Raw genomic sequence first — 12,964 nt, forward strand, 5'->3', positions numbered from 1 at the left:
CAGCCACCTGCTTGCTCATGCGAAGGCCCCCCTGCTCATTTTCGCGACCTACCGATAAAGTCATGAGCACCCTCATCAATCCGGCCGTCGCCGTACAGAAAGGTGCGCTCGATGTCCGAGCATCATCTGCCGTCCCAACTAGAGGTCAGCCCGGAGGCCCCAGACCGCAACCTCGCCCTGGAGTTGGTCCGGGTGACCGAGGCCGGCGCCATGGCATCGGGCCGCTGGGTCGGCCGTGGCGACAAGAACGGCGCGGACGGCGCGGCGGTCAAGGCCATGCGCGCCCTGATCCACACCGTCTCGATGAACGGCGTCGTGGTCATCGGGGAGGGCGAGAAGGACAACGCCCCGATGCTCTACAACGGCGAGCGGGTCGGCGACGGCACCGGCCCGGAGTGCGACGTGGCCGTTGACCCGGTGGACGGCACCACGCTGACCGCCAAGGGCATGGCCAACGCGGTGTCCGTCATGGCGGTCGCCGAACGCGGCTCGATGTTCGACCCGTCCGCGGTCTTCTACATGGACAAGCTCGCCACCGGCCCGGAGGCGGCGGACTTCGTCGACATCACCGCCCCGGTGGCGGTGAACATCAAGCGGATCGCCAAGGCGAAGAAGTCCGCCGTCGAGGACGTCACCGTCGTGATCCTGGACCGGCCGCGCCACGAGGGCCTGGTCAAGGAGGTCCGGGAGGCCGGCGCGCGGATCAAGTTCATCGCCGACGGCGATGTCGCCGGCGCGATCATGGCGGCCCGCGAGGGCACCGGCGTGGACCTGCTGCTGGGCATCGGCGGGACGCCCGAGGGCATCATCGCCGCCTGTGCGCTGAAGTGCCTGGGCGGCGCCTTCCAGGGCAAGTTGTGGCCCAAGGACGACGAGGAGCGGCAGCGCGCCCTCGACGCCGGCCACGACCTCGACCAGGTCCTGCAGATCGAGGATCTGGTCCGCGGCGACAACGTCTTCTTCGTCGCCACCGGCATCACCGACGGCGAGCTGCTGCGCGGCGTCCGCTACCGCGCCGAGACCGCCTACACCCAGTCCCTGGTCATGCGCTCCAAGTCCGGCACCATCCGCCAGATCGACTCCCAGCACCGCCTCTCCAAGCTGCGTGCCTACAGCTCGATCGACTTCGAGCGCCCCAGCTGACCCGGTCCGGCCGGACCGGACCCAGCACGCATCTCGCCCCCGTCGGAAGCGAATTCCGGCGGGGGCGAGATGCGTACGGATGCGGCGGCGTCCGTACGGGCCCGTGCGGTCAGCCGGCCGCGGGCATCGCGGCGGCCCGCTGCAACTCGGTCTCCCGGCGCCGGCGGCGGGTCAGCACCACCCGGCGCTCGGCGGCGGTCAACCCTCCCCAGACGCCGTACGGCTCCGGCTGGAGCAGGGCATGCTCCCGGCACTCGACCATCACCGGACAGCGGGCACAGACCCGCTTCGCGGCTTCCTCCCTGGCCAGCCGTGCGGCGGTGGGCTCCTTGGAGGGGGCGAAGAACAACCCGGCCTCGTCCCGGCGGCACACCGCCTCCGAATGCCAGGGGCCGGCCTCATCGCGAGCGTGCCCGCGCTGGGTCGGAACGACAGCGGCATCCTGCAGGGGCTGATGCGGTAGCAGCACGGTCTACTCCTGACGACGGCTTCGGCGAGAGAAATCACCCTTGCCCGTCTCGCTGCGCACGGCCTTTTCGCACCCCGCAGCCGTACGAGAGACGATGCACCAGCCCTACCCGCTGTACGCGGGCTTATGCACACCGTGGCGATCGAGGAACGTGACGGCCGGGGCCGAGGCGGCCCCTGCGGCCACGACCGGGCCCGGCGGCCGGCCCGACCCTGATCCGCCGGACAGGCCCTAGCCGAATCGGCGGCGCCCCCGGCGCTCCTCCCGACGCTCGTGGCGCTCCGCCCGGAACTGATCCATCCGCTCCCGGCGTTCGGTCCGGAGCTCGTCCATCCACTCGTGCCGCTCGGCCCGGAGCTCGTCCATCCGCTCCCGCCGATCACCGCGCAACCGGTCCCGCAGATCACGGATCCAGGCGCCGCGCTTGGGCTTGGCCTCCACGCTGCCCAGCAGCGCGAAGCCGTTCACGTCCACCTCGGGTGCGTTGCCGTCCGCCGCCTCGTGCGTCTCCACCTCGAAGCTGCCCAGGATGCCGGAGCCGCTGCTGCGCAGCGTGATGTTCTCCGGCACCCGGATCTCGACGCTGCCCAAGACGGAGGTGACGTTGATCTGGACCCGTTGCTGCGGGAAGACCGCCTCGGTCAGGTCGATCTCCACGCTGCCGAAGATCGCGACCGCGTTGATCCGCGGCGGGACCCGCCAGCGGCCCTTGCGGTTGGCCGCGCTGAAGATCGCGACGAGATTCTGGTCGGCGGCCGCGCCGCCCGGACCGTACGCGTGGGGCGCCGGGTCCGGCTGCGGTCGGCCGCCGACGGCCGGGAGGTCCCGGACGACGGGCTCCAGCTCGCCCATGGTCTTGGCGCGGTAGACCGCGTCGATCCGCTCGGCGTGCTCCTCGGCGTCCAGCCGGCCCTCGGCGAGTGCCTCCCGCAGGATCTCCGCGATCCGGTCGCGGTCCGCGTCCGAGGCCCGCATGCCTCCCCCCGCGGTCGCCGGGGGTTCCGCCACCTCGGTCACCGGCTCGGCCGGCGGTTTCGCCTCGCCCTTGGTCAGTTTCACCGCCTGCTGGTCGCGCTGCTCGGCAAGCGGTCCGGGCGGGGTCTCGGGGCCCGGTCGTCCCCCGTTTCCTGAAGCGTCCACGGCCCCAGGGTACCGAAACGCGATAGATCGCGACTAGGGGATCAGCGGCACGTCTCCCGCGGACTGAGCCTTACCTCACAGCGGCGGCCCGGCACGGGGGTTCTACGCTGGTCAGGCGCTGCCGTAGAAGCCAGCCCACACCCCTCCGAGTTAGGAATCACCCCCAATGCCGGCCTCCTCCCGCCCCGCCCGCCCGGGATTCGCCTACACCGACCTGCTTCCCACCGGCGAGGACAACACCCCCTACCGCCTGGTGACTTCGGAGGGCGTCAGCACCTTCGAAGCCGACGGCCGGACGTTCCTCAAGGTGGAGCCGGAGGCGCTGCGCAAGCTCGCCGCCGAGGCGATGCACGACATTGCGCACTACCTGCGCCCGACCCACCTCGCGCAGCTGCGCAAGATCCTGGACGACCCGGAGGCCAGCGCCAACGACCGCTTCGTCGCCCTGGACCTGCTCAAGAACGCCAACATCGCCGCCGCCGGTGTGCTGCCGATGTGCCAGGACACCGGAACCGCGATCGTCATGGGCAAGCGCGGCCAGAACGTGCTGACCGAGGGCGGCGACGAGGAAGCCCTCTCCCACGGCATCTACGACGCCTACACCCAGCTCAACCTGCGGTACTCGCAGATGGCGCCGCTGACCATGTGGGACGAGAAGAACACCGGCTCCAACCTCCCCGCCCAGATCGAGCTGTACGCGACCGACGGCGGCGCCTACAAGTTCCTCTTCATGGCCAAGGGCGGCGGCTCGGCCAACAAGTCCTTCCTCTTCCAGGAGACCAAGGCCGTCCTCAACGAGGCGTCCATGATGAAGTTCCTGGAGCAGAAGATCCGCTCGCTCGGTACGGCCGCCTGCCCGCCGTACCACCTCGCCATCGTCGTCGGCGGCACCTCGGCCGAGTACGCCCTGAAGACCGCCAAGTACGCCTCCGCGCACTACCTGGACGAGCTGCCCGCCGAAGGCTCGCCGACCGGCCACGGCTTCCGCGACAAGGAGCTGGAGGAGAAGGTCTTCGAGCTGACGCAGAAGATCGGCATCGGCGCCCAGTTCGGCGGCAAGTACTTCTGCCACGACGTCCGCGTGGTCCGCCTGCCCCGGCACGGTGCGTCCTGCCCGGTCGCCATCGCCGTCTCCTGCTCCGCCGACCGCCAGGCCGTCGCCAAGATCACCGCCGAGGGCGTCTTCCTGGAGCAGCTGGAGACCGACCCGGCGCGCTTCCTCCCGGACACCACCGACGAGGAGCTGACCAAGGGCGCCGGCGCCGACCTCGACGCGGTCGCCATCGACCTCAACCGCCCCATGGACGAGGTCCTCGCCGAGCTGACCCAGCACCCGGTCAAGACCCGGCTCTCGCTCACCGGCACGCTGGTCGTCGCCCGCGACATCGCCCACGCCAAGATCAAGGAACGGCTGGACGCGGGCGAGGGGATGCCGCAGTACCTCAAGGACCACCCGGTCTACTACGCCGGCCCGGCCAAGACCCCCGAGGGCTACGCCTCCGGCTCGTTCGGCCCGACCACCGCGGGCCGGATGGACGCCTACGTCGAGCAGTTCCAGGCCGCCGGCGGCTCCAAGATCATGCTCGCCAAGGGCAACCGCTCCCAGCAGGTCACCGACGCCTGCGGCACGCACGGCGGCTTCTACCTGGGCTCCATCGGCGGCCCCGCGGCCCGCCTCGCCCTGGACTGCATCAAGAAGGTCGAGGTCCTCGAATACGAGGAGCTCGGCATGGAGGCCGTCTGGAAGATCGAGGTCGAGGACTTCCCCGCCTTCATCGTCGTCGACGACAAGGGCAACGACTTCTTCCAGGACCCGGCCCCGACGACCCCGACGTTCACCAGCATTCCGGTCCGCTCCTCGTGACCTTCCGCGGCCGCCGTCCGCAGCGCGCGGGCGGCGGCCGTCGGCGTTCCTGAAGCGCGACGGCGGCCGCTCGCGCAGGAGGAAGCGTCCCCAGGCCCTGTCGGTCACCGTGTGACAGGGCCTAACGGCGCCGGTGGCGGGGGCACGCGCACGGTGGCCACGCCTGGGAGAGGCCGTAGAGGTCGAAGCGATCGCCGGCGACGACGTGGATCTGGGCGCGTTCCTGGGTGACGACACCGTCGGTGGTCGCGGTGTAGACGCGCAGGGTCATCAGCGATTGCCGGGATCGCGGGCCCGGTGAGGTGTGGCCGGCGCTCGTGACCATGGTGACACTCCTGTTCGGTGGGCGGTGTTGGCGTTGTCCCGTTAGTGGCGAGGGCGGCTCCCCGGTTTCGTCGTGGGATCCCCTTGACTTCCAGCGGATTGCTACGTTCCGTGTTCCCATCGTCACCCTCCGCCGTAACCTTGGGAAGGGAGTGAGAGCTGATTCCTACAGGCGTAAGAATGGGAAGTAAGGCCGTGGCCAAGGAAATTGATTCGACGTCAACCCTCGCGGGGCCGTGCTGGAGCCGGCACGGGCGGCGGTCCTCGACGAGGCCGTGCCGGCACGGCCGGTCGGTGAACCCGCCGTGATACGGGGGCAGTTGGCGCGACCGCTGGAGGCCGCCGACACTCCGCGCAGCACGGTGCCGGTCCGGCTACCGCGACGGGTTCCAGCTGCCGCAGTCGGGCCGGTGGCGGCTTCGGAGAGGCGACCCGCGGTCAGCCCGGGCTCGTCCCCGTGCGGGGCGGTAGGGATCCGGAGGGCCGGTGTCGGTCTTTCCGGCGGGCGCTCGGGCCGCGTTCGTCGGGGTGCTGACGGGCGGGCGCGCGGGCCGGCGAGGTGGTGGGGCGCAGGCAGGTGACATACGTCGTGGGTCGGGAACAGATCCGGGTTCGCGGGCACTGTCATAGACATGAGTGAAAACAGCGCATTCAGGATCGAGCACGACTCGATGGGCGAGGTGCGGGTGCCCGCGCACGCCAAGTGGCGGGCCCAGACCCAGCGGGCGGTGGAGAACTTCCCGATCTCCGGACAGCGGCTGGAGCGGGCGCACATCGAGGCGCTGGCGCGGATCAAGGGAGCGGCCGCCAAGGTCAACGCCGAGTTGGGCGTGCTGGGCAAGGACGTTGCGGAGGCCATCGCGGAGGCGGCCGCCGAGGTGGCCGAGGGCCGGTGGGACGAGGACTTCCCGGTCGACGTGTTCCAGACGGGTTCCGGGACGTCGTCGAACATGAACGCCAATGAGGTGATCGCGACCCTCGCCAGTGAGCGGCTCGGGCGGGATGTGCACCCCAATGATCACGTCAACGCGAGTCAGTCGTCGAACGACGTGTTCCCGTCGTCGATTCACATCGCGGCGACGTCCGCGGTCCGGGGCGACCTGATTCCGGCGCTGGAGCACCTGGCGGCGGCGCTGGAGCGGAAGGCGGCGGAATTCGCCGCGGTGGTGAAGTCGGGGCGGACGCATTTGATGGATGCGACCCCGGTGACACTGGGGCAGGAGTTCGGGGGGTACGCCGCGCAGGTGCGGTACGGCATCGAGCGGTTGCGGTCGTCGCTGCCGCGGCTGGCCGAACTCCCGCTGGGCGGCACGGCGGTGGGGACGGGGATCAACACTCCGCCGGGGTTCTCGGCGGCGGTGATCGCGGAGGTGGCGCGGGCGACGGGGCTGCCGCTGACGGAGGCGCGCAATCACTTCGAGGCGCAGGGGGCGCGGGACGGCATCGTCGAGACGAGCGGGCAGCTGCGGACCCTCGCGGTCGGGCTGACGAAGATTGCGAATGATCTGCGGTGGATGGCGTCGGGGCCGCGGACCGGGCTCGCGGAGATCAATTTGCCGGATCTCCAGCCGGGCTCGTCGATCATGCCGGGGAAGGTCAATCCCGTTATTCCGGAGGCGGTGCTGATGGTCGCCGCGCAGGTCACCGGAAATGACGCGACGGTGGCGACGGCCGGCGCGGCCGGCAATTTCGAACTGAACGTCATGCTGCCGGTGATCGCGCGGAATGTGCTGGAATCGGTGCGGCTGCTGGCCAATGTGTCGCGGCTGCTGGCCGACCGCACGGTGGACGGTATTACCGCGAATGTGGCGCGGGCCCGCGAATACGCCGAATCCTCGCCGTCGGTGGTGACGCCGCTGAACAAGTACCTCGGTTACGAGGAGGCGGCGAAGGTCGCCAAGCAGTCGCTCGCGGAGCAGAAGACCATCCGGGAGGTGGTGATCGAGAACGGTTACGTCGAACGCGGTCTGCTGACGGAGGAACAGCTCGACGAGGCGCTGGACGTGTTGCGCATGACCCGTCCGTAACGAGCGGTGCGGCACATGTCACCGCACGCGTAACGCGACGCCCCTAAGATCTGCGCATGACAGCGGACATGGTGGAGACGACGGAAGGCGAGACGACCGGCGAGCACGTACCGGTGGCCGGGGCGGGGCGTACGGCGGCGGAGCCGGGGCGTTGGGCGCCCGGGGACCACATCCTGTGGCGCTACCGCGACAACGCCGATCCCCGCCGGTTCCACATCTGTCGTCCGATGACCGTTGTCCAGGACACCGAGGAACTGCTCGCGGTGTGGATGGCGCCGGGCACCCCGTGCATCAAGCCGGTGCTCGCCGACGGCACACCGGTGCACCGCGAGCCGCTCTCCACCCGCTACACCAAACCGCGGCGGACCCTGCGCGACCAGTGGTTCGGCAACGGTGTGCTGAAGCTGGCCCGGCCGGAAGATCCATGGTCGGTCTGGCTGTTCTGGGAGAGCGGCTGGCACTTCAAGAATTGGTACGTCAATCTGGAGGAGCCGCGCGGCCGTTGGTCGGGCGGAATCGACTCGCTCGATCATTTCCTCGACATCTGTGTCTATCCGGACCGGCGCTGGGAGTGGCGGGACGAGGACGAGTTCGCGCAGGCCCGGCGGGACGGACTGGTGACGGACGCCCAGGCGGACGACGTCAGGTCCGCCGGACGCGCCGCGGTCGCACAGATCGCGGCGTGGAAAGGGCCGTTCGCCGACGGCTGGGAGGACTGGCGGCCCGATCCCGCCTGGGCGGTTCCCGTGCTTCCGGAGAACTGGGACCGCCTGCCTGATCGTTTGCTGTAGTGAGACAGCAAACGCGAAAAGAAGAGAATGAAGAGAGTGAAGGGGGCGAACGGTGGAAAGGTGCGCCTATGGGCAAAGCTGTTTCCGGCCGGGTTCCCCTGGGGTTCCCGCCGGGCGAGAAGCGGTACCCAGCCCCCTTGCTGCACCCTGGGCCTTCAAACGTAGGATCGTCCTCCGCAAGACTGCACAGGCGCAACTCCAGAACGAGAAAACGAACTTGACAGCGGTCGCAGGAGGGGCGAAGTCGTGAGCGCGACAAGCTACGACGCGTACGAGGGCCTGAACCGGTTAGCACTCGACCGGGCCGGACAGTCCGAAGCGTTCGACGCGATCGGTGACCAGTACGAAACGGCTTTTCCGCATAAGGAAGGCCAGATCGCCTCGGGCGCGTGGCTGAGCGGGGAACTGCCGGCCGGGGCGCGGATCCTCGACGCCGGGTGCGGCACCGGACTGCCGACCGCCCGTCAACTGTCCGACGCCGGCCACCGGGTCGTGGGAATCGACCTCTCCCCCGGGATGGTCGAACTCGCCCAGGGCAACGTCCCGGGCGGCGAATTCCACCGGCTGGACATCGCCGATCTGCGCGGTGGCCGCCTGGGCGGTCCCGGTTCCTTCGACGGAATCACCGCCTATTTCTCCCTGTTGATGATGCCCCGTGCGGAAATCCCGTGCGCCCTGGGCATGCTGCACGACCTCCTGCGACCCGGCGGGTTGCTGGCCCTGGCAATGGTCGAGGGCGATATTGACGACTTCCCCATTCCGTTCCTCGGCAGCACGATCCGGGTATCGGGATATCTGCGGGACGACCTGCGCCGGGTCGTGCGCGACGCGGGTTTCGACATCGTCGGGGAGGACTCGTATGCGTATGCCCCGTCGAGTACGGACGTACCACCCGAAATCCAGCTCTTTCTGCACCTGCGACGCGCTTGAGACGCACCGCGTCAGGCGCGTCCGCTCGGGCGACGCGCACCGAACGCGGCGCGCCTGCGCCAGCCCCGGACGGATGGAACCCCACGCGTGACGGAGCATCCCACCTCCCACGAAACGCGGCAGTCGGCCCCGACCGCCGCGTCCTCGGCATCCCCTGCTGCGGGGACGGCGCCGCTCGGCGGCGTCCCCGACCCGCGCAGCGCCCTCCAGCAGCCCGCCGGCACCGGTCACGAGCCGGCGCCGGGAACGGGGTTCGCGGTGCGCGGGGGTGACGACATCGGCCTCGGCGGCGAGGTGGTCGAGCCCGCCACGGCCTGCGCGGGGCCGCCGGCCGGGCAGGGGGACGCCGAGCCGGCCGCCGATCACGGCCCGGCCGGTGACGGCGCGCGGGCGTACGGCGCCGCCCGCGCGTCCCGCGACAGTTCCTACGGCGGATACGCCGGGTCGTACGAGGGCTCGTACGACCCGTACGGGGAGGTGGCCATGCCCGCGGAGAGGCGGCCGGACGCGGAGCCGGGCGCGGAGCGCGCCGCGGTCCGCACGGGCCGGCCGGTGGCGCAGGGCGCGGTGGACCGCGCCGATGCGCCGGAGCCGGGTGAGGAGCCGGGGCACACACAGCCGCGGCCCGGCAGCGAGGGCATCGGGCGGCCGCGGGAAGGCGGCCCGTCGTCCTGGACGCACGGTGGAGAGGCGGGCCCGGGCGGGCTGCCGCCGGGGCCGCCGCCGGGCGTACGGGGCGGCGGACCGTCCGGTGCGGCCGGGGCGGAGCTGCCGCCTCCGGCGGGGCCGCCGCAGCCGCCCGCGGTGCCGCCCGCCCGGTCGGCGCATCCGGGCGAGAGCGGCGAGAGCCGGGAGACGGCCGCGGCCCGGCAGGCCAGCGGTGACCGGCTGCGGTTCATCGGGGCGGCGACCCGGCGGATCGCCCGCGGGATAGACCTGGACGAGATCGTGCTGGGGCTGTGCCGGGCGACGGTGCCGACCTTCGCCGACGCGATCCTGGTCTATCTGCGCGATCCGCTGCCGGTGGGCGACGAGCGGCCGACCGGCCCGGTGGTGCTGCGGCTGCGCCGCACCGACCGGATCCCGGAGGAGCCGGACACCAACGGGCTGCGGCTGCCGGTGCTGCCCGCGCAGCCGGATCTGGGGCCGGCGATGGGCGGCAGTGCCGCGGAGCTGTCGGAGGTCCGCCCGGGCGGGCCGCTGGCGGAGGTGCTGCGCGGGGTGCGCCCGTTGTTCGGTGAGGCGCAGGCGGCGCGGACCGCGCTGCCGGAGCTGCTGGGGCCGGACACCCGGCTGCCGGGCGGCCACCGGGTGATCCTGGCGCCGTTGCGCGGGCGGCGGCGGGTGATCGGTGCGGCGGTGTTCCTGCGGCGCCCGGACCGGCCGGCGTTCGAGCCGGACGATCTGCTGGTGGCGGCCCAGTTGGCGACGCATACCGCGTTGGGCGTGGACAAGGCGGTGCTCTACGGCCGCGAGGCGTACATCGCCGATGCGCTCCAGCGCACCATGCTGCCGGACTCGTTGCCGCAGCCCACCGGTGTGCGGCTGGCCAGCCGCTACCTGCCGGCCGCGGAGACCGCCCGGGTGGGCGGCGACTGGTACGACGCGATCCCGCTGCCGGGCAGCCGGGTGGCACTGGTCGTCGGCGATGTGATGGGCCACTCGATGACCTCGGCGGCGATCATGGGGCAGCTGCGGACCACCGCGCAGACCCTGGCGGGGCTGGACCTCCCGCCGCAGGAGGTGCTGCACCACCTCGACGAGCAGGCCCAGCGGCTGGGCTCGGACCGGATGGCGACCTGCCTGTACGCGGTCTACGACCCGGTGGCGCACCGGATCATCGTGGCCAACGCCGGGCATCCGCCGCCGGTGATGCTGCACCGCGGTGGGCGCGCGGAGGTGCTGCGGGTGCCGCCGGGCGCGCCGATCGGCGTCGGCGGGGTGGACTTCGAGGCGGTGGAGCTGGACGCCCCGGCGGGCGCCACGCTGGTGCTGTACACCGACGGTCTGGTGGAGTCGCGGATCCGGGACGTGTGGACCGGCATCGAGCAGCTGCGCGAGCGGCTGGCCGAGACGGCCCGGTTGACCGGGCCCAATCCGCCGCCGCTGGAGCCGCTCTGCGACGAGGTGCTGGACATGCTGGGGCCGGGCGATCGCGATGACGACATCGCGCTGCTGGCGGCCCGGTTCGACGGGATCGCGCCGAGCGACGTCGCGTACTGGTACCTCGATCCGAAGGCGCAGACCGCGGGGCAGGCGCGCCGGCTGGCCCGGCGGGCACTCACCCGCTGGGGTCTGGAGGAGCTGTCGGACCAGCTGGAGTTGCTGGTCAGCGAGGTGGTGACCAATGCGGTGCGGTACGCCGAGCGGCCGGTGACGCTGCGCCTGCTGCGGACCGATGTGCTGCGCTGCGAGGTCGGGGACGATGTGCCGCAGTTGCCGCGGCTGCGGCAGGCCCGGCCGTCCGACGAGGGCGGGCGGGGCCTGTATCTGGTCAACCGGATGGCCCGGCGGTGGGGTGCGACCCGGTTGAGCATGGGCAAGGTCGTCTGGTTCGAACTGTCGATGCCGCCGGGGACGCGTCTCTGAGGCCGCGTGCGAAGGGGACCCCGTCCGGGACCGGGCGGGGTCCCCTCGCGCGTGGGAGGGGGGACTCGTCCGGGCGCCCGGGACCCCTCGTCGACATGCCGCCGGCGGCGTTGACTGCTTGGGTGGGACAAAAGGGACTGAAGGGACCAGCTACCCCCGGAAGGGACTGACGGCCCCCGCCCACCCCACCGCCAGTCATCGAACGGGAGGCATTCCTCCAATGACCAGCACCGCGCAGAACGTCCCGCGCACGACGACCAACACCGGCGTCCCGGTGGAGAGCGACGAGCATTCGCTCACCGTGAGTCCGGACGGCCCCATCCTGCTCCACGACCACTACCTGATCGAGAAGATGGCCCAGTTCAACCGCGAACGGGTTCCCGAGCGGGTGGTGCACGCCAAGGGCAGCGGCGCGTACGGCTTCTTCAAGGTCACCAACGACGTCAGCCAGTTCACCAGGGCGGACCTCTTCCAGCCCGGCAAGAACACCGAGATGCTGGCCCGCTTCTCGACCGTCGCCGGCGAACAGGGTTCCCCGGACACCTGGCGCGACCCGCGTGGCTTCGCCCTCAAGTTCTATACGGAGCAGGGCAATTACGACTTGGTGGGCAACAACACGCCGATCTTCTTCGTACGGGACACGATCAAGTTCCAGGACTTCATCCGCTCGCAGAAGCGCCGCCCCGAGAGCGGGCTGCGCGACAACGACATGCAGTGGGACTTCTGGACCCTCTCGCCGGAATCGGCCCACATGGTCACCTGGCTGATGGGCGACCGCGGCATCCCGAAGACGTACCGGCACATGAACGGGTACGGCTCGCACACCTACATGTGGGTCAACGGCGGCGGCGAGAAGTTCTGGATCAAGTACCACTTCAAGACCGACCAGGGCGTCGACTTCCTGACCCAGGCCGACGCCGACCGGCTGGCGGGCGAGGACGCCGACTGCCACCGCCGGGACCTCTACGAGGCCATCGAGAGCGGCAACGCCCCGTCGTGGACGCTGTACGTGCAGGTCATGCCGTTCGAGGACGCCCCGGACTACCGCTTCAACCCGTTCGACCTGACCAAGGTGTGGCCGCACGGCGACTACCCGCTGATCGAGGTCGGTCGGATGACGCTCAACCGGAACCCCGAGGACTACTTCATCCATATCGAGCAGGCCGCGTTCGAGCCGTCCAACATGGTGCCGGGCATCGGCCCGTCCCCGGACAAGATGCTGCTCGGCCGGCTGTTCTCGTACCCGGACACCCACCGGTACCGGATCGGCCCGAACTACGCGCAGCTGCCGCCCAACCGGCCGCACGTCCCGGCCCACTCGTACGCCAAGGACGGCCCGATGCGGTTCGACCCGGCGCGGACGGCCCGGCCGTACGCCCCGAACTCGTACGGCGGTCCGGCGGCCGACACCGTGCAGTACGGGGAGCCGGCGGGCTGGGAGAGCAGTGGCGAGATGGTGCGCGCGGCGTACACGCTGCGGCGGGACGACGACGACTTCGGACAGCCGGGCACGATGGTCCGCGAGGTGCTGGACGACGCGGCCCGCGACCGCCTCGTCGGCAACGTCTCCGGGCATCTGCTGAACGGGGTGAGCCGGCCGGTACTGGACCGGGCGCTCCAGTACTGGCGGAACATCGACAAGAAGCTCGGTGACCGGATCGCCAAGAAGGTCAACGGCGGCTGATCC

At 71.0% G+C, this 12,964-nt stretch carries 11 protein-coding genes; 8 read left to right on the forward strand and 3 right to left on the reverse strand.

Annotated elements, in window-relative coordinates:
- Nucleotides 1–111: 111 nt before the first annotated feature.
- Complete coding sequence (gene glpX / locus ACFVT2_RS17680; RefSeq protein ID WP_390018382.1) at nt 112–1,143, forward strand: class II fructose-bisphosphatase; 1,032 nt, start codon at nt 112–114, stop codon at nt 1,141–1,143.
- 109 nt (nt 1,144–1,252) lie between these two features.
- Here glpX and ACFVT2_RS17685 read toward each other — a convergent pair whose 3' ends face one another.
- Complete coding sequence (locus ACFVT2_RS17685) at nt 1,253–1,612, reverse strand: WhiB family transcriptional regulator (RefSeq protein WP_390018384.1); 360 nt, start codon at nt 1,610–1,612, stop codon at nt 1,253–1,255.
- A 231-nt stretch (nt 1,613–1,843) separates the two neighbouring features.
- A complete protein-coding gene (locus ACFVT2_RS17690) occupies nt 1,844–2,671 on the reverse strand; it encodes a DUF1707 domain-containing protein (RefSeq protein WP_390018516.1) in 828 nt (275 codons plus the stop codon).
- A gap of 247 nt (nt 2,672–2,918) precedes the next feature.
- Here ACFVT2_RS17690 and ACFVT2_RS17695 point away from each other — a divergent pair, with 247 nt between their 5' ends.
- Nucleotides 2,919–4,616: a fumarate hydratase gene (locus ACFVT2_RS17695; RefSeq protein WP_390018387.1), complete on the forward strand. Its 1,698-nt coding sequence runs from the start codon at nt 2,919–2,921 to the stop codon at nt 4,614–4,616.
- Between the two features lie 121 nt (nt 4,617–4,737).
- On the opposite strand, the gene ACFVT2_RS17700 is transcribed toward ACFVT2_RS17695, so the two are convergent.
- Nucleotides 4,738–4,941 (reverse strand): hypothetical protein, encoded by a 204-nt coding sequence (locus ACFVT2_RS17700; protein WP_390018390.1) that lies wholly within the window; start codon nt 4,939–4,941, stop codon nt 4,738–4,740.
- A 235-nt stretch (nt 4,942–5,176) separates the two neighbouring features.
- Between ACFVT2_RS17700 and ACFVT2_RS17705 the strand changes: the two genes are divergently transcribed.
- From ACFVT2_RS17705 to ACFVT2_RS17730, 6 genes are all read left to right on the forward strand, one after another.
- Complete coding sequence (locus ACFVT2_RS17705; RefSeq protein ID WP_390018393.1) at nt 5,177–5,521, forward strand: hypothetical protein; 345 nt, start codon at nt 5,177–5,179, stop codon at nt 5,519–5,521.
- A 51-nt stretch (nt 5,522–5,572) separates the two neighbouring features.
- The gene (locus tag ACFVT2_RS17710) at nt 5,573–6,967 is read left to right on the forward strand and encodes a class II fumarate hydratase (protein WP_390018396.1); all 1,395 of its coding nucleotides are present in this window, start codon (nt 5,573–5,575) and stop codon (nt 6,965–6,967) included.
- Nucleotides 6,968–7,023: 56 nt separating this feature from the next.
- On the forward strand, nt 7,024–7,758 hold the full coding sequence (locus ACFVT2_RS17715; RefSeq protein ID WP_390018399.1) for a DUF402 domain-containing protein: 735 nt from the start codon (nt 7,024–7,026) through the stop codon (nt 7,756–7,758).
- A gap of 246 nt (nt 7,759–8,004) precedes the next feature.
- Nucleotides 8,005–8,688: a class I SAM-dependent DNA methyltransferase gene (locus tag ACFVT2_RS17720; RefSeq protein ID WP_390018402.1), complete on the forward strand. Its 684-nt coding sequence runs from the start codon at nt 8,005–8,007 to the stop codon at nt 8,686–8,688.
- 87 nt (nt 8,689–8,775) lie between these two features.
- Nucleotides 8,776–11,277 (forward strand): SpoIIE family protein phosphatase, encoded by a 2,502-nt coding sequence (locus ACFVT2_RS17725; protein WP_390018405.1) that lies wholly within the window; start codon nt 8,776–8,778, stop codon nt 11,275–11,277.
- A gap of 220 nt (nt 11,278–11,497) precedes the next feature.
- Nucleotides 11,498–12,961, forward strand: a complete 1,464-nt coding sequence (locus ACFVT2_RS17730; protein ID WP_390018408.1) for a catalase — start codon at nt 11,498–11,500, stop codon at nt 12,959–12,961.
- Nucleotides 12,962–12,964 lie beyond the last annotated feature (3 nt).

The sequence above is a fragment of the Streptomyces sp. NPDC058000 genome (assembly GCF_042886435.1).
Taxonomy (GTDB): domain Bacteria; phylum Actinomycetota; class Actinomycetes; order Streptomycetales; family Streptomycetaceae; genus Streptomyces.

What these genes read in the sequence shown, in the direction of transcription:
- glpX (WP_390018382.1), top strand. Translation starts at nt 112, where the DNA reads ATGTCCGAGCATCATCTGCCGTCCCAACTAGAGGTCAGCCCGGAGGCC.
- ACFVT2_RS17695 (WP_390018387.1), top strand. Translation starts at nt 2,919, where the DNA reads ATGCCGGCCTCCTCCCGCCCCGCCCGCCCGGGATTCGCCTACACCGAC.
- ACFVT2_RS17700 (WP_390018390.1), bottom strand. Translation starts at nt 4,941, where the DNA reads ATGGTCACGAGCGCCGGCCACACCTCACCGGGCCCGCGATCCCGGCAA.
- ACFVT2_RS17710 (WP_390018396.1), top strand. Translation starts at nt 5,573, where the DNA reads ATGAGTGAAAACAGCGCATTCAGGATCGAGCACGACTCGATGGGCGAG.
- ACFVT2_RS17715 (WP_390018399.1), top strand. Translation starts at nt 7,024, where the DNA reads ATGACAGCGGACATGGTGGAGACGACGGAAGGCGAGACGACCGGCGAG.
- ACFVT2_RS17730 (WP_390018408.1), top strand. Translation starts at nt 11,498, where the DNA reads ATGACCAGCACCGCGCAGAACGTCCCGCGCACGACGACCAACACCGGC.